This window comes from Pseudomonas sp. FYR_5, from assembly GCF_043106315.1.
Lineage (GTDB): Bacteria > Pseudomonadota > Gammaproteobacteria > Pseudomonadales > Pseudomonadaceae > Aquipseudomonas > Aquipseudomonas putida_Y.
The window spans coordinates 1-20298 of record NZ_JBICMK010000022.1 but is presented as its reverse complement, the minus strand read 5'-3'; the positions used below and the strand labels follow the sequence as shown (position 1 = coordinate 20298).

Below are 20298 nucleotides of genomic sequence, written 5' to 3'. Positions count from 1 at the left end.
CCCGCGAAGCGGCCTACTGGCCCTTACAGGTCGTAATCGCCCGCCGCCTCCGGCTGGTATTCCACTTCCAGCAGCTTCAGCTTGAGGGTCTTGCCCCCCGGGGCCGGCCAATCGATCTGTTCGCCCACCGACAGCCCCAGCAAGGCGCAGCCAATCGGCGCCAGAATCGAAACCTTGCCTTCCGGCCCGGCATCCTTGGGGTACACCAGCGTCAGGTGGTAGTCCTTGCCGCTGGCTTCCTCACGGCAGTGCACCCGCGAGTTCATGGTCACCACGCCCGCCGGCACTTCCTCGTGACCGACCACCTGCTCGGCGCGGTCAAGCTCGTCCTGCAGGGCGAGCACACCCGGCGTACTCTCGTCGAGGCTGTCGATCAGACGCTCCAGACGTTGTACGTCCAATCGGGTGAGGATGAGGGAAGGCTTGGTGCTCATGATCCAGTCAGACTCCTTTGAACAGGCAGTTTTCAACGTGCAAATAAAGCAAAACCCCGCCCAAGGGCGGGGTTTGAGAAGGCTTTGGCGTCACCGACGCAGAACCCGACACTACCACAGCCGGGCAAATACTCAAGCCCCTGCGCTCAGTGTGCCTTAGCCTGCTCGCGCAAGACCTGGGCCTCGCGGCAGATCTGCCGGCGCCGTTCGTCATCGGCCGAGCGCCATTCGCGAATGTGCTCGACATGCCGATGGCAACCGGTGCACACCCGTTGTTCGTCCAGCCGGCATACGCTGATGCACGGTGACGGCACTGCAGGGCTGACATTGCTGTAAAGCGGCTTGGGCGGCCGGACCTGGGCGCTACTCATGTCAGATTTCGTCGAAGTCCAGCTTCTCGCCGGCCCGCTCCCAGACGATACGCTCGAGCATTTCCCCCAGCAACTCTTCGCTCTTTTCGCACACCCACTTGCCGCTGTCTTCGTCGTAATCGAAGTGGAAACCACCGGAGCGGTCGGCAAGCCACAGCTGGCGCAGTGGCTCCTGACGGCTGAAGATCAGCTGGGCGCCGCCCTCGAACTTGACGGTCAGGACACCGGCGGAGTTCTCCATGTCCAGGTCCAGGCCGCTCTCGTCGAACAGATCTTCCAGGGCCTGTTGGGTCGCGTCGACCAGATCATGGAAACGCGCTTCACTCAAACTCATTGCAGGAACCTCGAAATTGGCTGCGTTACAGGCAAGCCGGGCAAGATACGGGCGCTTGCCGCCGAATGCAAAGGTTTAGCCGTTGCCTTCACCGGCCTCTTCGCGGGCAAGCCCGCTCCTACAGGGGGCTGCGCAGAGGCTAAGCATAGCCCGCCCGGCGGACCGGTCCTTGCATAGGCAAGCCGCCGGTCGCTCGGTATACTCGGGCGCAATACTGCATTTTTCTAAGGATTTCACCCATGAAGCGCCTGATTTCCTCCTTCGCGGCGCTGGTCGCTGTTGCCTGCCTCGTTTCGGCCTGTGGCCAGAAAGGCCCGCTGTATCTGCCTGAAGATGGCGATAACGGCAAAGCGCACAAGTCGCACCAGCACCAGCCAAAAGCCGAGCCGGCCCCGGAACAAGAACAGCAGCCCGAGCTGCAATCCGAGCCCGAGCAATCGCCAGCGCAGTAAGGAAACCAGATGAACGCTTTCAACTACCGCGACGGTGAACTGTTCGCGGAAGGCGTGGCCCTGTCGGCCATTGCTGAACGTTATGGCACCCCAACCTACGTGTATTCGCGCGCCCACATCGAGGCCCAGTACCGGAGCTACGCAGATGCCCTGCAAGGCACCGAGCACCTGGTGTGCTTCGCGGTCAAGGCCAACTCCAACCTTGGCGTGCTGAACGTGCTGGCGCGCCTGGGCGCAGGCTTCGACATTGTTTCCGGTGGTGAACTGGAGCGTGTGCTGGCCGCTGGCGGGCGTGCCGACCGCGTGGTGTTCTCCGGCGTCGGCAAAACACGTGAAGACATGCGCCGCGCCCTGGAAGTTGGCGTGCACTGCTTCAACGTCGAATCCACCGACGAGCTGGAGCGCCTGCAAGTGGTAGCCGCCGAAATGGGCAAGGTTGCCCCGGTTTCGCTGCGGGTCAACCCGGATGTCGATGCCGGTACTCACCCGTACATCTCCACTGGCCTTAAAGAAAACAAGTTCGGCATCGCCATCGCCGATGCCGAGGCCATCTACGTGCGCGCCGCACAGCTACCGAACCTGGAAGTGGTCGGAGTCGACTGCCACATCGGCTCGCAGCTGACCACCGTCGAGCCATTCCTCGACGCCCTCGACCGCCTGCTGGTGCTGGTCGACCGCCTGGCCGAGTGCGGCATACACCTGCGCCACCTGGACCTGGGTGGCGGTGTCGGCGTGCGCTACCGCGACGAACAGCCGCCACGGGTGGCCGACTACATCAAGGCCATCCGCGAGCGCGTGGGCAAACGCGACCTGGCCCTGGTGTTCGAGCCAGGCCGCTACATCGTCGCCAACGCAGGCGTGCTGCTGACCCGCGTGGAATACCTCAAGCACACCGAACACAAGGACTTCGCCATCATCGATGCAGCGATGAACGACCTGATCCGCCCGGCCCTGTACCAGGCCTGGATGGGTGTCAGCGCGGTCAAGCCACGTGCAGGCGAAGGCCGTGCCTATGACCTGGTCGGCCCTATCTGCGAGACCGGCGACTTCCTCGGCAAGGACCGCGTCCTCAACCTGGCCGAAGGTGATCTGCTGGCCGTAGAGTCCGCGGGCGCCTATGGTTTTGTCATGAGTTCCAACTACAACACCCGCGGCCGTTGCGCTGAAATCCTGGTCGACGGCGACCAGGCGTTCGAAGTACGCCGCCGCGAGACCGTCGCCGAACTGTATGCTGGCGAAAGCCTGCTGCCGGAGTAAGCCCATGCTGCTGCGTTTTACCAAGATGCATGGGCTGGGCAACGACTTCATGGTCCTGGACCTGGTCAGCCAGCACGCGCACATCCAGCCCAAGCACGCCAAGCAATGGGGTGACCGCCATACCGGTGTCGGCTTCGACCAGTTGCTGATCGTCGAGGCGCCGAACAACCCGGAAGTGGACTTCCGCTACCGCATCTTCAACGCCGACGGCTCCGAGGTCGAGCAATGCGGCAACGGTGCGCGCTGCTTTGCCCGCTTCGTGCTGGACAAGCGCCTGACCGCGAAAAAGCGCATCCGCGTGGAGACCAAGAGCGGCATCATCGTGCTGGACGTGCAGAACGACGGCCAGGTGAGTGTCGACATGGGCCCACCCCGCTTCATCCCTGCCGAAATCCCCTTCGTTGCTGACGCGCAGGCGCTGAGCTACCCACTGGAGGTCGACGGCCAGCTGCATTCCATAGCCGCCGTGTCCATGGGTAACCCGCACGCCGTGCTGCGTGTCGACGACGTGCATACTGCCCCCGTGCACGAGCTGGGCCCGAAGATCGAAAACCACCCACGCTTCCCACAGCGGGTGAATGCCGGCTTCATTCAAGTCATCGACCGCCACCGCGCCAACCTGCGCGTGTGGGAACGCGGCGCCGGCGAAACCCAGGCTTGCGGCACCGGCGCCTGCGCCGCGGCCGTGGCGGCGATCAGCCAGGGCTGGATGGACTCCCCGGTGTCCCTCGACCTGCCCGGTGGCCGCCTGCACATCGAATGGGCCGGCCCCGGCAAGCCCGTGATGATGACCGGCCCGGCCGTACGCGTCTACGAAGGACAGGTTCGTCTCTAAACGAGTAACCGCCATGACCGATCAGCCCAAGGTTGTACCCAAGCAGTCCACCGAGCTCGATGCCGAAGCGGTGGTCGCCTACCTGCGCGCCCACCCCACCTTCTTCGCCGAGCACGACGAGCTGCTGATCGAACAGCACATCCCGCACCAGCGAGGAGACAGCGTGTCGCTGGTAGAACGCCAGCTCAAGCTGCTGCGTGACCGCAACATCGAAATGCGCCATCGCCTGTCGCAACTGATGGACGTGGCCCGCGACAATGACCGGCTGTTCGACAAGACCCGCCGGCTGATCCTTGACCTGCTCGATGCCGGCAGCCTGGAAGAAGTGGTAATGGCGGTCGAAGACAGCCTGCGCCAGGAATTCCAGGTGCCCTTCGTCAGCCTGATCCTGTTCGGCGACAACGTCGCGCCGGTGGGGCGCTGGGTCAGCAATGCCGAGGCGCAGCAAGCCATCGGTGCCCTGCTGGGCGGTGGCAAGACAGTCAGTGGCAACCTGCGCGAGCACGAGCTGGCTTTCCTGTTCGGTGAAGAACAGCGCCAGGAAGTGGGCTCCAGCGCCGTGGCAGCTCTTGAGTACCAAGGGCTGCACGGGGTGCTGGCCATCGGTAGCCGCGACCCGCAACACTACAAGAGCAGCGTCGGCACCCTTTTCCTCGGCTATATCGCCGAGGTGCTCGGCCGCGTTGTGCCACGCGTTACCCAGACCCTGCGCTCGGTACGCTGATGAAACGCCAGCTGGAGGCTTATTGCGCACACCTGCGCAACGAGCGCCAAGTGTCGGAGCACACCTCGCTGGGCTACCGTCGCGACCTGGAAAAAGTCATCGCCTACTGCGAAGAGCACGGCATTGCCGACTGGCAGGCGCTGCAAATTCAGCAACTGCGCCAGTTGGTCGCTCGCTTGCACCACCATGGCCAGTCCCCGCGCAGCCTGGCACGCCTGTTGTCGGCAGTGCGCGGCCTGTACCGCTACCTCAACCGCGAAGGCCTGTGCCAGCACGACCCGGCCACCGGCCTGAGCGCGCCCAAAGGCGAGCGTCGGCTGCCCAAGGTACTGGATACCGACCGCGCACTGCAGCTGCTCGATGGCGGCGTGGACGACGACTTCATCGCCCGGCGTGACCAGGCGATCCTCGAACTGTTCTATTCCTCGGGCCTGCGCCTGTCCGAGCTGACCAACCTCGATCTTGATCACCTCGACCTCGCCGCCGGCCTGGTGCAGGTACTGGGCAAGGGTGGAAAAGCCCGCGTACTGCCGGTGGGTCGCAAGGCTCGCGAGGCGTTGCAGGCCTGGTACCGTTTGCGCGGCATCGGCAACCCACGCGACCGTGCAGTGTTCATTACCCGCCAGGGCAATCGCATCAGCCCCCGGGCCGTTCGGCTGCGGGTAAAGGCCGCCGGTGAGCGTGAGCTGGGCCAACACCTGCACCCGCACATGCTTCGCCATTCCTTCGCCAGCCATGTGCTGGAATCATCCCAGGACCTGCGCGCGGTGCAGGAGATGCTCGGCCATGCCGACATCAGCACGACGCAAATCTACACCCACCTGGACTTCCAGCACCTGGCCGCGGTGTACGACAGCGCCCACCCTCGGGCCAAACGCAGCAAAGGCACAGACTCATGAGCATCAAGCTGATCACCTTCGACCTCGACGACACCCTGTGGGACACCGCGCCGGTGATTGCCACCGCGGAAGTCGTGCTGCGCGACTGGCTCGAGGCCAACGCACCAACCCTCGGCAGCATACCGGTGGAGCACCTGTTCGCCATCCGCGAGCGCCTGGTGCAAGCAGAGCCCGGCCTCAAGCACCGCATCAGCGCCCTGCGCAGGCGCGTGCTGTTCCATGCCCTGGAAGAGGTCGGCTACAGCGAGCAGCACGCGCAAGCGCTGGCCAACGAGGGCTTCGAAGTGTTCCTGCATGCCCGCCACCAGGTGGAGATCTTCCCAGAGGTGCAGCCGGTGCTTGAGATCTTGCGCCATCAATACATCCTGGGCGTGGTCACCAACGGCAATGCCGACGTCAGCCGGCTGGGGCTGGCCGATTATTTCCGCTTTGCCCTGTGCGCCGAGGACCTGGGCATTGGCAAGCCAGACCCGGCGCCGTTCCTCGAAGCGCTACGCCGTGGCGAGGTGGATGCGGGTGCGGCGGTGCACATCGGCGATCACCCTGGCGATGACATTGCCGGTGCCCAGCGCGCCGGTTTGCGCGCGGTGTGGTTCAACCCGCAGGGCAAGACCTGGGCTGGCGAACAGGCGCCGGATGCCGAGATCCAGCGCCTGTCGCAACTACCTGACGTGCTTGCGCGCTGGCGCTGACGGGGCCGCTTTGCGGCCCATTCGCGGGCACGCCCGCTCCCACAGGGACCGCGCAGGTCCTGAACCCTGTGGTGTACCTGTGGGAGCGGGCATGCCCGCGAAGAGGCCGGAACAGGCAACACAAAACCCACAGGCATAAAAAAGCCCGCAGCGACGGCGGGCTTTTTTGCGATCAGCCACTCAGATAGGGCGGCTGCCGTACTTGTTGTCTGGCTTCTTGGGCGGGTCGGCGACCACGTTGGCCTCGACTTCCTGCACCTTGCCGCCGCGAGAAAGGAATTCTTCCATCGCCTTGGCCAGTGCATCACGCTCTTTCTGCTTGGCTTCCATGCTCGGCATCTCGTCTACCGAGACTGCTGCCTTGGATTTGCCCTTGGCAACGGGTGCCGGGCTGCTGTCATCATCGCCAGCGTCTTCCACGCCGTCATCAGCCGCCGCCTCGAGGCCCTCATCACCCTCGTCTTCGTCGCCTACTTCGAGGTCATCATTTTCCAGATCGTCGTCGCTCATGTTCTACCTCATGACTTGCGAAAAGCAGGTTGGTTATAGACCAGTGCAGCCGTAGACCGGCAGCCACCAGTGAAAATTCAACTGGCCGTGGGTTAGGCCACTGCCCTTGGGTCGGCACTCCTGATGGGAGGCGGTACCCAGCAGGCCCTGCTCCTGGCAGGACCTGACAAATCCATTAGCCCCTGCTGGCCACACGCTATTGGCAAGCCTAGCAAAGGCTGGCGAAGTGTGTGGACTACTCGTCAAACACCCTTCGGCGCGCATTCTAGCGCGCCCGTGGAAAAAGCAAAGCACCATAAACGCCCTGCGACTTGTAAGTTTTTTACCTACGTCACGAACGTGTCGAATAAACCGTTTGCCGTGCGGGAAATGCTGAAAAACTGGCAAAAAAATGCCCGGCAAGCCGGGCAAGTTTTTACCGCGTCGCAGTTACAGGTTGTAGCCGCGTTCGTTGTGCTGAGCCAGGTCGAGGCCGACCGACTCTTCTTCTTCGTTGACCCGCAGGCCCATCACCACATCCAGCACCTTGAGGATCACGTAGGTGACGATGGCGGTGTAGACCACGGTGAAAATCACACCTTTGGCCTGGATCCAGACTTGCATGCCGATGTCGGTGACAGTACCGAAGCCGCCCAGCGCCGGGGCCGCGAACACACCCGTGAGGATGGCTCCGATGATGCCGCCAACACCGTGCACGCCGAAGGCGTCCAGCGAATCGTCATAGCCGAGTTTGCGCTTGAGCGTGGTGGCGCAGAAGTAGCAGACCACACCCGAAACCAGGCCGATAATCAGCGCGCCAATCGGCCCGACGGTGCCCGCAGCCGGGGTGATGGCGACCAGGCCAGCCACCACGCCCGAGGCGATGCCCAGCGCACTTGGCTTACCGTGACCGATCCACTCGGCGAACATCCAGCCCAGTGCGGCGGCGGCGGTAGCGATCTGAGTGACCAGCATGGCCATCCCGGCAGTGCCGTTGGCAGCAGCAGCAGAGCCTGCGTTGAAGCCGAACCAGCCGATCCACAGCATCGCCGCGCCCATCAGGGTATAGCCGAGGTTGTGCGGGGCCATCGGGGTGGTCGGGTAGCCTTTGCGCTTGCCCAGTACCAGGCAGCAGACCAGGCCTGCGATACCGGCGTTGATGTGCACCACGGTGCCGCCAGCGAAGTCCAGTACGCCCCAGTCCCACATCAGGGCACCGTCACCGCTCCACACCATGTGTGCGATCGGCGCATACACCAGGGTGAACCAGATGCCCATGAATACCAGCATCGCCGAGAACTTCATGCGTTCGGCAAAGGCGCCGACGATCAGCGCCGGGGTGATGATGGCGAAAGTCATCTGGAAGGTGATGAACACCGCTTCAGGGAACAGCGCGGTGGCCGAGGTCAGGCTGTCAGGCGTGACACCGCTGAGGAAGGCCTTGGAGAAGCCGCCAACGAAAGAGTTGAAGTTGAGCACGCCCTTTTCCATACCGGCGGTATCGAAGGCCATGCTGTAGCCGTAGACGACCCAGAGAATGCTCATCAGGCCGGTAATTGCAAAGCACTGCATCATCACCGACAGCACGTTCTTGGAACGCACCATGCCGCCATAGAACAGGGCCAGGCCCGGAATGGTCATGAACAGCACCAGCGCCGTTGCGGTCAGCATCCAGGCGGTGTCGCCGGAGTTCAGCGCTGGGGCAGCTTCCTCTGCCAGGGCAAGCCCGGGCATTACGAGGGACAATAGGGCTCCTAGCCCTGCGATCTTACGCAGAGTCATGTTGTTTTCTCCTGGGGCGTTGGGTTTGGTGAGGCTTTGTTGCTGCTTAGATCGCGTCGGTATCGGTTTCGCCGGTACGGATGCGGATCGCCTGCTCCAGATTCACCACGAAAATCTTGCCGTCACCGATCTTGCCGGTGTTGGCTGCCTTGGTGATGGCTTCGATTACCCGATCAAGGTCCTTGTCATCGATGGCGACATCGATCTTCACCTTGGGCAGGAAATCAACCACATATTCAGCACCGCGATACAGCTCGGTGTGGCCCTTCTGCCGACCGAAACCTTTGACTTCGGTGACGGTGATGCCCTGCACGCCGATTTCCGACAGCGACTCGCGTACGTCGTCCAGCTTGAACGGCTTGATGATGGCTGTGACTAGCTTCATGAAACTCTCTCCCGATTTGGTGGACTTGCCCCAGGAAAACAAACCCGTCTCAAGTCTAAGCGCAGCGGTTGGCTTTGTAACGCGTCGTCGGCACCCGGCTCCGCGTGCGCACTGCCTGGTCACAAGGAACTGCTTCAGTGCATGGCTCGTACAGGTCTTTGCAGAATCCTTGCCAGTTCCGACAAAGTGCCGAAAAACAGAGCGTTATGTGATTTGGTCGGGATTGGCCAGTCGCCAGCATGGGAAACATGCACAATTTCGGTGCGCAGCGGCGGGACACGTTGCGCGAAAAATGTGCAACGGATTAGAAACCGCAGATCATTCTTTTGTGGGAGCAACTGTCTTGCTCAATTTCTAAAAGTTGGCGCCATTCCTGTGGGAGCGGGCTTGCCCGCGAACACGGGCGAAGCCCGTGCCATCCACCGCGGTGTCTTCTTCGCGGGTAAACCCGCTCCTGCGAAGGCCAATGTGCACTCAGGCGCCAGGTTTGTGCGTGCTACACTGGCGGCCATTTCTCCGTTTCAGTGGACAGCCCCATGCTCGCGCCCAAAGCCCTTCTCGATGCCCTGAGCGACCAGGCCTCGCGCCTGTTCAGCAGCGATGCCGCCCAGCCCCGTGCGGAACTGGAAAGCCAGTTCAAAGTGTTGATGCAAGGTGCCTTCAGCAAGCTGGATCTGGTCAGCCGTGACGAATTCGACAGCCAGATGGTCGTACTGGCGCGTACCCGCGCACGCCTTGAGGCCTTGGAAAAACAGGTAGCCGAGCTGGAAGCCCGGCTGAACCCACCCTCACAGGATGAGTGAATGCAACCCTCCAGCGCATACCCGGTACTGTTGTTTTCCTACGGCACCTTGCAGGATAAAGCCGTGCAACTGGCCAACTTTGGCCGTGAGCTGAACGGTCAGGCCGACCGCATGCCGGGCTACCGCGTGGATTGGGTCGAGATCACCGACCCAGGCGTACTGGCGACCAGCGGCAAGTCCCATCACCCCATCGTTTCCCCCAGCAGCCAGGCGAACGACAGCGTGGCCGGCATGGTCTTTCAGATCAGCGAAGACGAACTGGCTGCAGCGGACCGCTATGAAGTTGCCGACTACAAGCGCGTCGCCGTCACCCTTGCATCGGGCCTGACAGCCTGGGTTTATGTACGTGCCTGAGACGGTCCGATGCAGGCTGAACCCGCAACGACTCGGTGTGGGTAAAGGCCTGTTTCGGTGGTAGCTCACTTGCATGCAGTGTGCCGCGGAACAACGCCGCCCCGCACTGAGTAAACAGCGTCTTCACCCGATTGCGCGAATTGAGGATCTCGGCCTGGATATCACCAATGGCCGTATCCCGTGGCTGCAAGCTGGCCGCTCGCTTGACCCATTCGATGGCGGCAAAGCGGCTTTGCTTGCGGGTGCCGCGCCCCTGCATCCAGGCCAGCCCCAGTTCGGCGCAGGCACGCCCGGCAAGCCGCAGGTCCGGGTGCTCGACCAGGCTCAACAGGTAAGCAACCGCCTCGGTCCGCTCCTGCGTCTCACCAAACCGGCGTAACAAAATTCCCAGATGCAAACGCGCACGCGCGTTGATCTGCGCGTTGCCCAGCGCGTCGACAAGCAGGCGCCTGACCGCCAGCATGGCACTGCGCTCGTTCAAATCCTCATCGCCATCCATGCGCAGGCAGGCCAGATTGTACTTGGCCTGCCTGCTACCTGCCTCCACCGCACGCTGCAGCCAATACCCGGCTGCTTCATCATCCAGGTAATGCGCCGGGGTGTTGGCCAGGCCGCCGTGGTGCAGCTCGTACAAGGCCAAGGCAGCACCCGGCAGGTTCAGTTCGGCGCAGCGTTCATACAGGTAGCAGGCCACTTCATGCCGGTTGGCTGCCCACAGCAACCGTGCCACTTCAAGCACTTCGAACCCCGGTGCCTGGCCCGCACACTGGCGATTCACCGCCCGTTGCAACCATAGCCTTGCCTGCTCGGCCGAGCGTGGCAGCGCCCACAGCCCGAAACGGTGCCCGGCCGCGCGCAATGCACAGGCAGCAGCATGTGAACGGCCGTCACACAGGCGCTCAATGGCGCCGTGTAACAGTTGCTTCTCATCTGCCATGCCATCGCGCAGTATCAGCTCGGCCAAACAGCGAAAAGGCACGCCCATGGCGCGGATGGCGCCGAGATCGGCATTGCACGCCAAGCTCGCGGCAAAATCGCGCATCGCGCCAGCATGGTCGCCCGATGCCCTGCTACGCAGCGTCCCCCGCCATGCCAGAACAACGGCACGCTCTCTGGGCCTTAACGGGCGTTCTGACCAGTCTTCGACCACCTGCTGCCAGTCGGCGACGGCCTGCAACGGGTCAGCCTGTGGCAGCATCAGGCGGCCTTCGACGGCCATCCAGCGCAGCGCATTACGCAAGCGCTCGTCCCAGGTCGCGCACAACGGGCCATTGACCAACAGCTCGAACGCATCGAGGCTGCCGCCCCAGCGGGGCAGCAGGTACACAGCAAGGGCCTGGATCGCTTCGAAGCAACCGGGGCGGGCGATCAGCGCATGGCGCAGCCAGTAATAGCGAGGGTCTTCGTTTTCATGAACGATCCGCTTGCCCAGGTAGAGCGGCAGCGCCTGTGGCAGCTCGGCCAAGGCCAACAGCCCATGCCTCACCAGCAACGGCGCTGCAGCTTCCTGCACCTCTACATCGGCATGGGCACTGGGCCTGAAGCGTGCAGGCTCCCCCTGAAACAGTTGCAGCAACCAACCAGGCTCATGGAACTGCGCACTGATGCGCAGCATGCCAATGGCCGCTGCCACGGGGTGCGCAGAGCGGTCCATTGCACGCAACAGGTGCGCGCTGGCGGATTCACAAATTTGCGCGACAGCCAGCAAGCGTGCAGCGTTGCGTTGGCCACCAACCTGCACCTGGCGGGCCCGGTGGAAGCAGTGCATACCCATTACCACTTGTGGGTGATATGCCCTGGGGCAGGCGTCAATCCAGGCTCTGAGCACTTGGCTCAGGGCCCTGTCACTCTGGTTTTCCTGGTCGAGCAGCATGTGCCCTTCAATGGCCGCCAGGTAGGCCGGGAACTCGCCGGTCGGGGCCTGACGCCACTGAGCCTCGAGCCTGTCGAAAAAGCGGTTGAGTTCAACGAATGCACTGGCCTGCACCAGTTCGCGAATTGCCTGGTGCGTGCAGGTGAGCGTTTGCACGGAGCAATACCTCAAGTCCATTTGAAAGAAGACGCAGTGCCATCCCATGGCAACTGCGGTTGCCCAACAACACTAAGTCATACCTGACGACTGCGCAAAGCCTATTGGATCCATTTTTGCCGAAGCCCATCAAAACGCAGGGAAAACCCCTGCCCTGAAAAACCACGACGCACACTTGTTGCGCCTGCCATGGCAGCACTGGCTATTCTTTGCCCAGCCGCAGGAAGCGGCATTTTCCAGCAACAACGGAGTGTTCATGTCCCTAGCCCTCGTCCACAGCCGCGCCCAGGTTGGCGTGCAGGCACCGGCGGTCAGCGTCGAAACCCACCTGGCCAACGGCCTGCCTCATCTCACCCTGGTCGGCCTGCCGGAAACCACGGTCAAGGAAAGCAAGGACCGGGTGCGCAGCGCCATCGTCAACTCCGGGCTGAAGTACCCACAGCGGCGCATTACCCAGAACCTCGCCCCCGCCGACCTGCCCAAGGATGGCGGCCGATATGACCTGGCCATCGCCCTGGGCATCCTCGCCGCCGACGGCCAGGTGCCGATTGCCACCCTGGCCGATATGGAATGCCTGGGCGAACTGGCGCTGTCGGGGAAATTGCGCCCGGTGCAGGGCGTGCTGCCTGCGGCACTGGCGGCACGCGAAGCAGGCCGGGCGCTGGTGGTACCACGGGAAAATGCCGAGGAAGCCAGCCTGGCCGGCGGGTTGGTGGTGTATGCGGTGGGCCACCTGCTGGAGTTGGTCGCCCACCTGAACGGCCAGGTGCCGCTGCCGCCCTACGCTGCCAACGGCCTGATCCTGCAGCAACGCCCCTACCCGGACCTGAGCGAAGTGCAGGGCCAACTGGCAGCCAAGCGTGCCTTGCTGCTGGCTGCGGCCGGTGCGCACAACCTGCTGTTCACCGGGCCGCCCGGCACCGGCAAGACCTTGCTCGCCAGCCGCCTGCCCGGGCTGCTGCCACCACTGGACGAGCACGAAGCGCTGGAGGTGGCGGCAATCCAGTCGGTCAGCGGGAAAGCGCCGCTGAACAGCTGGCCACAGCGACCCTTTCGCCACCCCCATCACTCTGCGTCCGGCCCGGCGCTGGTCGGTGGCGGTAGCCGACCGCAACCAGGTGAAATCACGCTCGCCCATCACGGCGTGTTGTTTCTCGACGAACTTCCGGAGTTTGAGCGGCGCGTACTGGAAGTGCTTCGCGAGCCACTGGAGTCAGGTGAAATCGTGATTGCCCGTGCCCGCGACAAAGTGCGTTTCCCCGCGCGCTTCCAGCTGGTGGCGGCGATGAACCCCTGCCCTTGCGGCTACCTGGGCGACCCCACTGGCCGCTGCCGCTGCAGCACCGAGCAGATCGCGCGCTATCGCAACAAACTTTCCGGGCCACTGCTGGACCGCATCGACCTGCACCTGACCGTGGCTCGCGAAAGCACTACGTTGAACAACCAGCCTTGTGGTGAAACCAGTGCCGATGTCGCCGTCAGGGTAGCTGAAGCGCGGGAGCTGCAGCACAGGCGACAAGGGTGTGCGAATGCATTTCTAGACCTTGAAGGTTTAAGGCATCACTGTGGGTTGGTAGCGGCGGACCAAGTCTGGCTGGAAGGGGCCTGCGAGCGGCTGACCTTATCGCTTCGGGCGGCGCACCGGTTGTTGAAGGTGGCGCGGACACTGGCGGACCTGGAGGGATGCGAGACGATAGGCCGGGCGCACTTGGCCGAGGCCCTGCAGTACCGGCCGGGGAGCAGTTAGATTGCCAGGGTTGTGAGGCCCCCCGTAGGAGCGGGTTCACCCGCGAAGAGGCCGGCACAGCCATACCTCACTGACCGCCGGCCAAAGCCTCTTCAACCACCTTCAGCAGCACCTCTTCAGAAAACGGCTTGCCCAGGCAGGCCAGTGCCCCAAGGCCCATCGCTGCCCGTACCGAGCCATCATCCCAATGTGCCGACATGCAGATCACCGGCAAGCGCCACCCCCGCTGTGCCAGCTCACGCTGTACCTCCAGCCCACTCATCCCCGGCATCTTCAGGTCAAGCAACACACAGCCCGCCTCACCCGCCAGTGGCGAGGCCAGGAATGCGTCCGCGGCGGAAAACGACAAGGTCTCGAACCCCACCGAGCGCAGCAGGTTGGCCAGGCTTTTGCGCACCGAGGCATCGTCGTCGACGATGCACACCCCTCTGCTCATGCGCTGCCCAAGCTCTCAGACCGCGCGCCGAGAAGGTTGTGCATGGCTGCAAGCTCCAGCAGCGAGCGGGACTGCATCTTGTTCATGATGTTCTTCTTGTGCACCTTGGTCGTCACCTCGCTGGTGCCGATCTGCCTGGCGATCTGCTTGTGCGACAAGCCGCCGACCACCAGCGAGAAGACCTGGCGCTCACGCTGAGTCAGGCGCTGGTACTTTTCCTCGACCTGCCGCGCATGGAGCCACTTGCGGCCTTCGGCCACGGCACGGGCGCGCACTGTCTGCAACAGGGTCAGCAACTGGTCTTCATCGAATGGTTTGGTCAGAAACTCCACCGCCCCGGCGCGCATGGCCTGAACGGTCATCGGGATGGTGCCGAAGCCGGTCATGAACACGATCGGCCAGGGCAGCGCCAGCCGGCATAGCGCATCCTGTACCTCCAGGCCGCTTGTGCCAGGCAAGTGCATGTCCAGCAGCAGGCAGGCACAGGGGGTTTCCAGGCGGGCCTCGAACAGCGCCTCGGCACTGGCAAACAAGTGGTGCGGGATGTCCTGCGAGCGCAACAGCCGGCCCAACGCGGTGCGCACCGACGGGTCGTCATCCACCACCAGCACCGGCACATTCACGCGCTCATCGGGCGGCTCGACAGTCTCGGCCATGGTGTGCAGCAACGACCCACACAGTGCCTGACCCGGCACCTCGAGGCTGATCGGTGCGGCCAGACGGTAGCCCCGGCGCGGCACGGTCTGGATCAGGCCGCGGTCGCCAAAGGCCTTGCGCAGCAAGGATACCTGCACCTGCAAGTTATTGTCCTCAACCACCGTACCAGCCCACACCTGACTGAACAGCTCGTCCTTGCCGACCACGCGGCCCTTGGCCCTGATCAGCGTGGCCAGCACTTCGAAAGCACGCCCACCCAACAGGATCGGTTTGCCGTCGACAAAGACTTCGCGCCGCTCCAGCGACACCTGGGCATTGCCTATTCGGATCATGGCTTCCTCGCGCGGGCACGGGCGTTTTCGCTGCCCTAGGCAGCCTAGGCCAGCGTTGGCGTTCAGACAATTATCCCGAGGGATAGGTTGGCCAAAGGACTATACAAAAGCCCGCCTGCCCCAAGGGGACGATAACGGACAACAGCGTGCCCGTTCCTGCCAAGCAGGCTGTAACCCGCATCCATGTTGGGCCCGCTGCGTATACTCGCGCCTCAGGATGTCGCTAGCGGGGGTGCTTTATGCTCGATGAACGCCTTGCCCACAGGCCCATCGATTACGACCAGTCAATCGACGAGGGCTGGCTGAACCGATGCGAGATCAGCGCACTGGGCAAGGAAGGTGAGCTCAGCTACTTCCGACTGCGTGACCCGGCCACACTCCAGGCCTGGATCGCCGTGCGCGCCCCGCTTGAGGCCCCTTCCGCCTGTCAGCGCCTGGAACGTGACTACCGCCTGCAACTGGACCCGCAGTGGGCGGTGATCCCCTCGGCGTTCGTGCGCTCGGCCGAAGGCCCATTGCTGGTGTACCCGGCCGGGCGCTCAGTCGCCGACCTGATCACTGAAGGCCCTGCGCCGCTGGAGCCGTTTCTCGACATCGCGGTTAACGCCGCCCTTGCGTTGGCGCAAGCGCATGAACGCAATGTGCTGCACGGTACACTGCAGCCGGAGCATGTGTGCCTGCACGCCCATCAGCAGGTGCGCCTGGGCTTCTTTCACGCCGACCCGGCAGAGCAGTTCAGCGAACAGGGATCCCCGCTCGGCAACTGGGCCTACCTGGCGCCGGAGCAGATTTGCCCGCACGGTAGCAGCTGCGACCGACGCAGTGACATCTATGCCCTGGGGGCGATCCTCTACCAGCTATTGGTAGGCGAGCTGCCGCTCGCCGGGCGCGACACCCAGCACTGGCGACAGCTGCATGCCGGCGCGCAGCCGCGGCCGGCCTGCGAAGTGCGCAGCAACGTACCGCCGCCCCTCAGCCTGATCCTGGCAAAGGCCTTGGCCAAAGAGCCGGACGCCCGCTACCAGAGCGCGCGCGCCCTTGCAGTGGATTTGGCTCACTGCCAGCGGCAGTGGGTCGCCCACAAAACCATGGCACCCTTCACCCCAGGCTGCGCCGACCCGGTAGCACCCGGCCACGCACGCCTGTATGGCCGCGGCGCCGAGCAAAAGGCTATCACCCTGCTGCTCAAGGCCTTGCATCGCGACAGCAAACCACAAGCCCTGGTCATCAACGGCGCTACTGGCATGGGCAAGTCGAGCCTGGTCGAAGCAGCGCTCAAGGCCAACGCTGAAGGTTACTGGGCCGTCGGCAAGTGCAACAGCCAGGCACAAGCCGTGCCCTACACGCCCTGGATCGAAGTGCTCGGAGCTCTGACTACCCAGTTGCTGGCCAAGAACAGTCAGGACCTCGACACCCTGCGCCGCGAGATCCTGCGCCGCATCAAAGGTCATGGCCGTCTGCTCGGCAAGCTGGCCCCGGACCTGCAACTGATTCTCGGCCCCCTGCCACAGTTACCCGCCAAGCCCACGCGCCTTGCGTTGCACAAGGAACTGCACGCGATCATTGAGTTCCTGCAGGTTTTCAGCCGGCCGGGCCAACCGCTGGTGCTGTTCTTCGACGACCTGCAATGGGCCGACGACGCCACCCGGCAACTGCTGGCCCAACTGCTGGCTGACGCACCGGCCAACCTGCTGCTGATTTTCACCCGGTGCAACGATACGCCCACCACCAGCGCACAGCTGGCCATACCCGCAGCGGTGCGCAGCACCACGCTGAACCTGCGGCCGCTGGCCGTTGGGGCGGTGGCCGAGCTGATTGGCGAGCGCTTCCATGTTGCCCCCGAAGACGCATTTCAGCTGGCCGAACGGGTGCACGGCAAGACGGCGGGCAACCCGTTTTTCATCAACCAGATCCTCAGGGCCATGGTCGAGGACCAGCTGTTCATCTTCGACACCCAGGCCATGCGCTGGTCTTGGTGCCTGCAGGCCGTGGCCCGGCACTGCTATTCCGACAATGTCGCCGACCTGATGGTCCACCGCCTGGGGCGCCTGGCGGCACCGCAACGCGAGCTTTTGCGAGTCGTCAGCGCGGCGGGCAGCCACTGCGATGAGCGCCTGCTTCGGCAAGTGCTTGCCCAACCGCCAGGCGAACCGTTGAAAGCCTTGATTGGCGCTGGTTTCGTGCAACCGGGCCAGAACGGCTTGGGCTTCACTCATGACCGGGTGATGGAGGCTGCTTATGCACTCACGCCCGTACACGAGCGCGCCTCGCTGCATGCACGCATCGCCCTGGCCATGCGCCAGGCTTGGCCAGACCACATGCAGGAGGGGCTGTTCGAGCTCGCCAGCCAGCTGCAACGTGCCACCCCCCGCGGGTTTGCAGCGGATGATTGCGAAGCGTTCCTGCAGCTTTTACGAGATGCCGCATCACGCGCACGCGATGCCGGCGCCTTCGAACAGACCGCAGGCTACCTGCATACCGCCGAGCAGTTGTTGCACCACAGCGCCACACTGGAAAGCCGCGCCACGCATGGCTTTGCCATCGCCTGCATGGCGACGGAGTGCGACATGCAACTGTCACGAACGGTCGCGGCCGAGGCACGCCTCACTGAATGCCGACAGCGTGCCCGCTCGGTGTTGGACCAGGCACGAGCGTGCCGGCTGCAGGCATTGCTGTATACCTTGCGCGGTGACTATCAGGCAGCCATCGACAGCGCCCTGAGCGGCCTGGACTTGCTGGGTATAAGCCCGGTACGGGGCATCGACTGGCAAGAGGTCGAGGCCAGTCATGCCCATGTCCAGGCGCTGGTCGAACAGAAAGGACGGCATTGCCTGGAGTCGCTGCCGCGCACCGATTCGGAGGAGGTGATGGTTGCCATCAGCTTGTTGGCCACTCTTTCATCATCGTTCTTCGTGAAGGACGACATCTGCTTCCTGCACCTGGCCAAGCTCATGGAGATGTCGCTACTGCACGGTGTTGCGCCTGGCAGCACCTACGGCATGGCCTGGTACGGGGTGATGATTGCCGAGCGTTTTGGCGCTTACCATGATGGCCATGCCTGTTGCCTGGCCGCGCTCAAGCTGATCGAACGGCACGGTTTCGACGCTGATCTGACCAGTGCGCTGCTGGCTCTGGACCAGGTCAGCGCCTGGACCTCACCCATGGAATTCGCCCGACGCACCGCGCTGGACGCGGTCGACTCGGCGCGCCTGAGCGGTGACCTGGCGATGAGCTGCTATGCCTGCAACCACCTGGTTTCAGACTCGCTGTTCATGGGCCGCTACCTGCCGGACGTGGTCGAGGAAGTGGCGCAAGGCCTGGCCACTGTGCGTCACCACGGCTACCGCGATATCGAGCTGATCCTGCAGGCCCAGCAAGCGTTCGTCGCCAACCTGAGCGGCCTACCCAGCCCAGCCCCGGCCGCACCCTCGAGGTCGGCCACCACGCGGTTCTTCCAACATCTGTTCGCCGCCATGTGCGCCTTTTACATGGGCAATATCCCGAAGGCCATGCGCGACCTGGCATTGGCTGGTGACAACAGCTGGGCGGCACCGGCGCACATCAACCTGGCCGACTATCACCTGTTCCGCGGCCTGGCCCTGGGCAGCCCCGAAGCCCACGGCAGCCTTGCCGACAAGCTGCGCGAGCTACAGGCCCTGCGCGAGCGCTTCAGCCGCTGGGCCGGCTTCAACCCGGCCACCTTCCGCAGCAAGCAGTTGCTGATCGAGGGCGTGATCGCCAAGCTCGATGGCGACGGCCTGGCCGCGATCCGCTGCTTCGACCAGGCGCAGATCGCCGCCACTGCTGCCGGTTTCATCCACGAGCAGGCACTGGCCCATGAACAGCTGGCCGAGGTGTGCATCCCCAACGGCCTGATCTCCGGCGCCAACCTGCACCTGCGTATCGCCCGCGACTGCTTCCATATCTGGGGCGCGACCGGCAAGGTGCACCAGCTAGAGACGTTGCATCCGTTTCTGCGCACCCAGCCGGTTCAGGAAACTTATCGTGCCACCCACCAGGCCAGGCTGGACCTCGAAGCCGGTATCGAAGCTGCGCGGGCGCTGTCCGAGGAAGTACTGCTCGAAGGCCTGATCGAAACCCTGATGGGCCATCTGACCCAGCACTCCGGTGCCGATCATGGCGTGTTGCTGATTGTAAGCGGGGCCGAATTCCAGATGGCTGCCCTGGCCCACATCGACGATGCCGGGTTGCACGTGAGCATGGACAACTGCCAGAAGTTCATGACCCAGGCGCCGCTGTCAGTCATCAACGCCACCATGCGCACCCGCAAACCGCTGGTGCTCAACGATGCCCTTGATGAGTGCCCAGAGGCCTTCCGCCAACAATTGCAGGCACGCAACGCCCGCTCGGTGTTGTGCCTGCCGCTGGTGATCCAGGGCGTGCTGATCGGCCTGGTGTACCTGGAAAGCCGCCTTGTGCCGAACCTGTTCGGCAGTCAGCGCCTGGCCATGCTGGAGATCCTCGCCTCGCAGGCGGCGGTATCGCTACAAACGGCCAAGTTCTACACGCGTCTGGCCGAGGAAAACCAGATCCGCGCACAGATGGAGGCTGAGTTGCGCCGCTCGCGTGCGGAACTGGCACGCAGTGCGCACTTGCAGGCGATGAATGAGCTGTCAGCATCCATCGCTCACGAGATCAGCCAGCCGCTACTGGGCATCGCTTCCAATGCCGCGGCCAGCCTGCGCTGGCTGAAGCGCGCCAACCCCGACCTGGAAGAAGCGATTGCCGGCCTGGAAGATATCCGCAACGACAGCGAACGGGCCGGCAACATCGTGCGGGCGCTGCGGTCCCTGGCCAAGCAGTCACCGATGCAACTCAAGGCGGTGAAGCTGGACGAATTGATCCGCGAGGTGGTGCGCCTGACCTCGGCCGACGCCGCCAGGGGCAAGGTGGATGTGCAGACGCTGTTACAAGCCGGGGTATGCGTGACAGCCGACCCGGTGCAGTTGCAGCAACTGGTGTTCAACCTGATTACCAATGCCTTGGAAGCATTGGCGGGGTATCGCAGTGACGGGGTGCTGAAGATTGGATCGGCGGTGGTCGAGGATGGGGTGGAAATCTGCGTGGACGACAACGGGCCGGGGATCGTGGCGGACGAGCGGGAGAGTATATTCGATGCGTTTCATACCACCAAGACCGGTGGCATGGGGATGGGCTTGGCGATCTGCAGTTCGGTGGCTCAGGCCCACGGCGGGCAGTTGCAGGCGCTGGTGTCGCAGTTGGGTGGATGCCGGATTCGCTTCTTTCTGCCTGTGAGTCACTCAT

19 protein-coding genes are annotated in these 20298 nt (G+C 63.6%); 10 read left to right on the top strand and 9 right to left on the bottom strand.

Going from position 1 to position 20298, the window contains the following annotated elements; all coding sequences use genetic code 11:
• Nucleotides 1-23: 23 nt before the first annotated feature.
• The 3 genes from rnk to cyaY all read right to left on the bottom strand — a co-directional run bounded on the left by rnk (nucleotide 24) and on the right by cyaY (nucleotide 1139).
• Nucleotides 24-434 carry a nucleoside diphosphate kinase regulator gene (gene rnk, locus ACF8RA_RS02525; protein WP_003253652.1) on the bottom strand — a complete coding sequence of 137 codons (411 nt, stop codon included), beginning with the start codon at nucleotides 432-434 and terminating at the stop codon, nucleotides 24-26.
• A 146-nt stretch (nucleotides 435-580) separates the two neighbouring features.
• Complete coding sequence (locus tag ACF8RA_RS02520; RefSeq protein WP_176682838.1) at nucleotides 581-805, bottom strand: DUF1289 domain-containing protein; 225 nt, start codon at nucleotides 803-805, stop codon at nucleotides 581-583.
• Between the two features lies 1 nt (nucleotide 806).
• The gene (gene cyaY / locus ACF8RA_RS02515; RefSeq protein ID WP_004575827.1) at nucleotides 807-1139 is read right to left on the bottom strand and encodes an iron donor protein CyaY; all 333 of its coding nucleotides are present in this window, start codon (nucleotides 1137-1139) and stop codon (nucleotides 807-809) included.
• A 239-nt stretch (nucleotides 1140-1378) separates the two neighbouring features.
• Between cyaY and ACF8RA_RS02510 the strand changes: the two genes are divergently transcribed.
• From ACF8RA_RS02510 to ACF8RA_RS02485, 6 genes are read left to right on the top strand one after another with little or no spacing between them, the layout of a single operon-like run.
• Nucleotides 1379-1591: a lipoprotein gene (locus ACF8RA_RS02510; RefSeq protein WP_176682839.1), complete on the top strand. Its 213-nt coding sequence runs from the start codon at nucleotides 1379-1381 to the stop codon at nucleotides 1589-1591.
• Nucleotides 1592-1600: 9 nt separating this feature from the next.
• Entirely contained in the window at nucleotides 1601-2848 is a 1248-nt protein-coding gene (lysA, locus tag ACF8RA_RS02505) for a diaminopimelate decarboxylase (protein WP_176682840.1), read from the top strand.
• A gap of 4 nt (nucleotides 2849-2852) precedes the next feature.
• Nucleotides 2853-3683 carry a diaminopimelate epimerase gene (dapF, locus tag ACF8RA_RS02500; RefSeq protein ID WP_014592814.1) on the top strand — a complete coding sequence of 277 codons (831 nt, stop codon included), beginning with the start codon at nucleotides 2853-2855 and terminating at the stop codon, nucleotides 3681-3683.
• A gap of 13 nt (nucleotides 3684-3696) precedes the next feature.
• Nucleotides 3697-4407, top strand: coding sequence for a DUF484 family protein (locus ACF8RA_RS02495; RefSeq protein ID WP_176682841.1), 711 nt, complete (start codon nucleotides 3697-3699; stop codon nucleotides 4405-4407).
• Complete coding sequence (gene xerC / locus ACF8RA_RS02490; RefSeq protein ID WP_176682842.1) at nucleotides 4407-5306, top strand: tyrosine recombinase XerC; 900 nt, start codon at nucleotides 4407-4409, stop codon at nucleotides 5304-5306. The genes ACF8RA_RS02495 and xerC overlap by 1 nt, the downstream gene beginning before the upstream one ends.
• The gene (locus ACF8RA_RS02485; protein ID WP_176682843.1) at nucleotides 5303-5998 is read left to right on the top strand and encodes an HAD family hydrolase; all 696 of its coding nucleotides are present in this window, start codon (nucleotides 5303-5305) and stop codon (nucleotides 5996-5998) included. Before xerC ends, ACF8RA_RS02485 begins: the two co-directional genes overlap by 4 nt.
• Before the next feature lie 180 nt (nucleotides 5999-6178).
• On the opposite strand, the gene sutA is transcribed toward ACF8RA_RS02485, so the two are convergent.
• The 3 genes from sutA to glnK form a co-directional block, all read right to left on the bottom strand.
• Nucleotides 6179-6508 (bottom strand): transcriptional regulator SutA, encoded by a 330-nt coding sequence (gene sutA, locus ACF8RA_RS02480; protein ID WP_021783509.1) that lies wholly within the window; start codon nucleotides 6506-6508, stop codon nucleotides 6179-6181.
• 429 nt (nucleotides 6509-6937) lie between these two features.
• Nucleotides 6938-8269, bottom strand: a complete 1332-nt coding sequence (locus tag ACF8RA_RS02475; protein WP_176682844.1) for an ammonium transporter — start codon at nucleotides 8267-8269, stop codon at nucleotides 6938-6940.
• Nucleotides 8270-8315: 46 nt separating this feature from the next.
• Nucleotides 8316-8654 (bottom strand): P-II family nitrogen regulator, encoded by a 339-nt coding sequence (gene glnK, locus ACF8RA_RS02470; protein WP_002555808.1) that lies wholly within the window; start codon nucleotides 8652-8654, stop codon nucleotides 8316-8318.
• A 536-nt stretch (nucleotides 8655-9190) separates the two neighbouring features.
• On the opposite strand from glnK, the gene ACF8RA_RS02465 reads away from it, so the two are divergent.
• Together ACF8RA_RS02465 and ACF8RA_RS02460 are read left to right on the top strand one after the other, a co-directional pair.
• Nucleotides 9191-9457 carry an accessory factor UbiK family protein gene (locus tag ACF8RA_RS02465; RefSeq protein ID WP_339533578.1) on the top strand — a complete coding sequence of 89 codons (267 nt, stop codon included), beginning with the start codon at nucleotides 9191-9193 and terminating at the stop codon, nucleotides 9455-9457.
• A complete protein-coding gene (locus tag ACF8RA_RS02460) occupies nucleotides 9458-9811 on the top strand; it encodes a gamma-glutamylcyclotransferase family protein (protein WP_392518752.1) in 354 nt (117 codons plus the stop codon).
• On the opposite strand, the gene ACF8RA_RS02455 is transcribed toward ACF8RA_RS02460, so the two are convergent.
• Nucleotides 9765-11861, bottom strand: coding sequence for a DUF4034 domain-containing protein (locus ACF8RA_RS02455; protein WP_392518751.1), 2097 nt, complete (start codon nucleotides 11859-11861; stop codon nucleotides 9765-9767). The genes ACF8RA_RS02460 and ACF8RA_RS02455 overlap by 47 nt on opposite strands.
• A 235-nt stretch (nucleotides 11862-12096) precedes the next feature.
• Between ACF8RA_RS02455 and ACF8RA_RS02450 the strand changes: the two genes are divergently transcribed.
• Nucleotides 12097-13587: a YifB family Mg chelatase-like AAA ATPase gene (locus tag ACF8RA_RS02450; RefSeq protein ID WP_392461519.1), complete on the top strand. Its 1491-nt coding sequence runs from the start codon at nucleotides 12097-12099 to the stop codon at nucleotides 13585-13587.
• Between the two features lie 67 nt (nucleotides 13588-13654).
• On the opposite strand, the gene ACF8RA_RS02445 is transcribed toward ACF8RA_RS02450, so the two are convergent.
• Nucleotides 13655-14023, bottom strand: coding sequence for a response regulator transcription factor (locus ACF8RA_RS02445; protein WP_392518750.1), 369 nt, complete (start codon nucleotides 14021-14023; stop codon nucleotides 13655-13657).
• Nucleotides 14020-15012, bottom strand: a complete 993-nt coding sequence (locus tag ACF8RA_RS02440; RefSeq protein ID WP_392518749.1) for a response regulator — start codon at nucleotides 15010-15012, stop codon at nucleotides 14020-14022. Before ACF8RA_RS02440 ends, ACF8RA_RS02445 begins: the two co-directional genes overlap by 4 nt.
• Nucleotides 15013-15251: 239 nt before the next feature.
• On the opposite strand from ACF8RA_RS02440, the gene ACF8RA_RS02435 reads away from it, so the two are divergent.
• Nucleotides 15252-20298, top strand: a 5047-nt coding sequence (locus ACF8RA_RS02435; RefSeq protein WP_392487778.1) for an AAA family ATPase, incomplete at its 3' end; no start/stop codon positions are given.

Bases quoted from the DNA above. Each gene is read 5' to 3' on its own strand.
- ACF8RA_RS02520 (WP_176682838.1), bottom strand. From the start codon at position 805: ATGAGTAGCGCCCAGGTCCGGCCGCCCAAGCCGCTTTACAGCAATGTC.
- glnK (WP_002555808.1), bottom strand. From the start codon at position 8,654: ATGAAGCTAGTCACAGCCATCATCAAGCCGTTCAAGCTGGACGACGTA.
- ACF8RA_RS02495 (WP_176682841.1), top strand. From the start codon at position 3,697: ATGACCGATCAGCCCAAGGTTGTACCCAAGCAGTCCACCGAGCTCGAT.
- cyaY (WP_004575827.1), bottom strand. From the start codon at position 1,139: ATGAGTTTGAGTGAAGCGCGTTTCCATGATCTGGTCGACGCGACCCAA.
- ACF8RA_RS02460 (WP_392518752.1), top strand. From the start codon at position 9,458: ATGCAACCCTCCAGCGCATACCCGGTACTGTTGTTTTCCTACGGCACC.
- sutA (WP_021783509.1), bottom strand. From the start codon at position 6,508: ATGAGCGACGACGATCTGGAAAATGATGACCTCGAAGTAGGCGACGAA.
- ACF8RA_RS02455 (WP_392518751.1), bottom strand. From the start codon at position 11,861: ATGGACTTGAGGTATTGCTCCGTGCAAACGCTCACCTGCACGCACCAG.
- dapF (WP_014592814.1), top strand. From the start codon at position 2,853: ATGCTGCTGCGTTTTACCAAGATGCATGGGCTGGGCAACGACTTCATG.
- ACF8RA_RS02465 (WP_339533578.1), top strand. From the start codon at position 9,191: ATGCTCGCGCCCAAAGCCCTTCTCGATGCCCTGAGCGACCAGGCCTCG.
- lysA (WP_176682840.1), top strand. From the start codon at position 1,601: ATGAACGCTTTCAACTACCGCGACGGTGAACTGTTCGCGGAAGGCGTG.
- xerC (WP_176682842.1), top strand. From the start codon at position 4,407: ATGAAACGCCAGCTGGAGGCTTATTGCGCACACCTGCGCAACGAGCGC.
- ACF8RA_RS02475 (WP_176682844.1), bottom strand. From the start codon at position 8,269: ATGACTCTGCGTAAGATCGCAGGGCTAGGAGCCCTATTGTCCCTCGTA.
- ACF8RA_RS02445 (WP_392518750.1), bottom strand. From the start codon at position 14,023: ATGAGCAGAGGGGTGTGCATCGTCGACGACGATGCCTCGGTGCGCAAA.
- ACF8RA_RS02440 (WP_392518749.1), bottom strand. From the start codon at position 15,012: ATGATCCGAATAGGCAATGCCCAGGTGTCGCTGGAGCGGCGCGAAGTC.
- ACF8RA_RS02510 (WP_176682839.1), top strand. From the start codon at position 1,379: ATGAAGCGCCTGATTTCCTCCTTCGCGGCGCTGGTCGCTGTTGCCTGC.
- ACF8RA_RS02485 (WP_176682843.1), top strand. From the start codon at position 5,303: ATGAGCATCAAGCTGATCACCTTCGACCTCGACGACACCCTGTGGGAC.
- rnk (WP_003253652.1), bottom strand. From the start codon at position 434: ATGAGCACCAAGCCTTCCCTCATCCTCACCCGATTGGACGTACAACGT.
- ACF8RA_RS02450 (WP_392461519.1), top strand. From the start codon at position 12,097: ATGTCCCTAGCCCTCGTCCACAGCCGCGCCCAGGTTGGCGTGCAGGCA.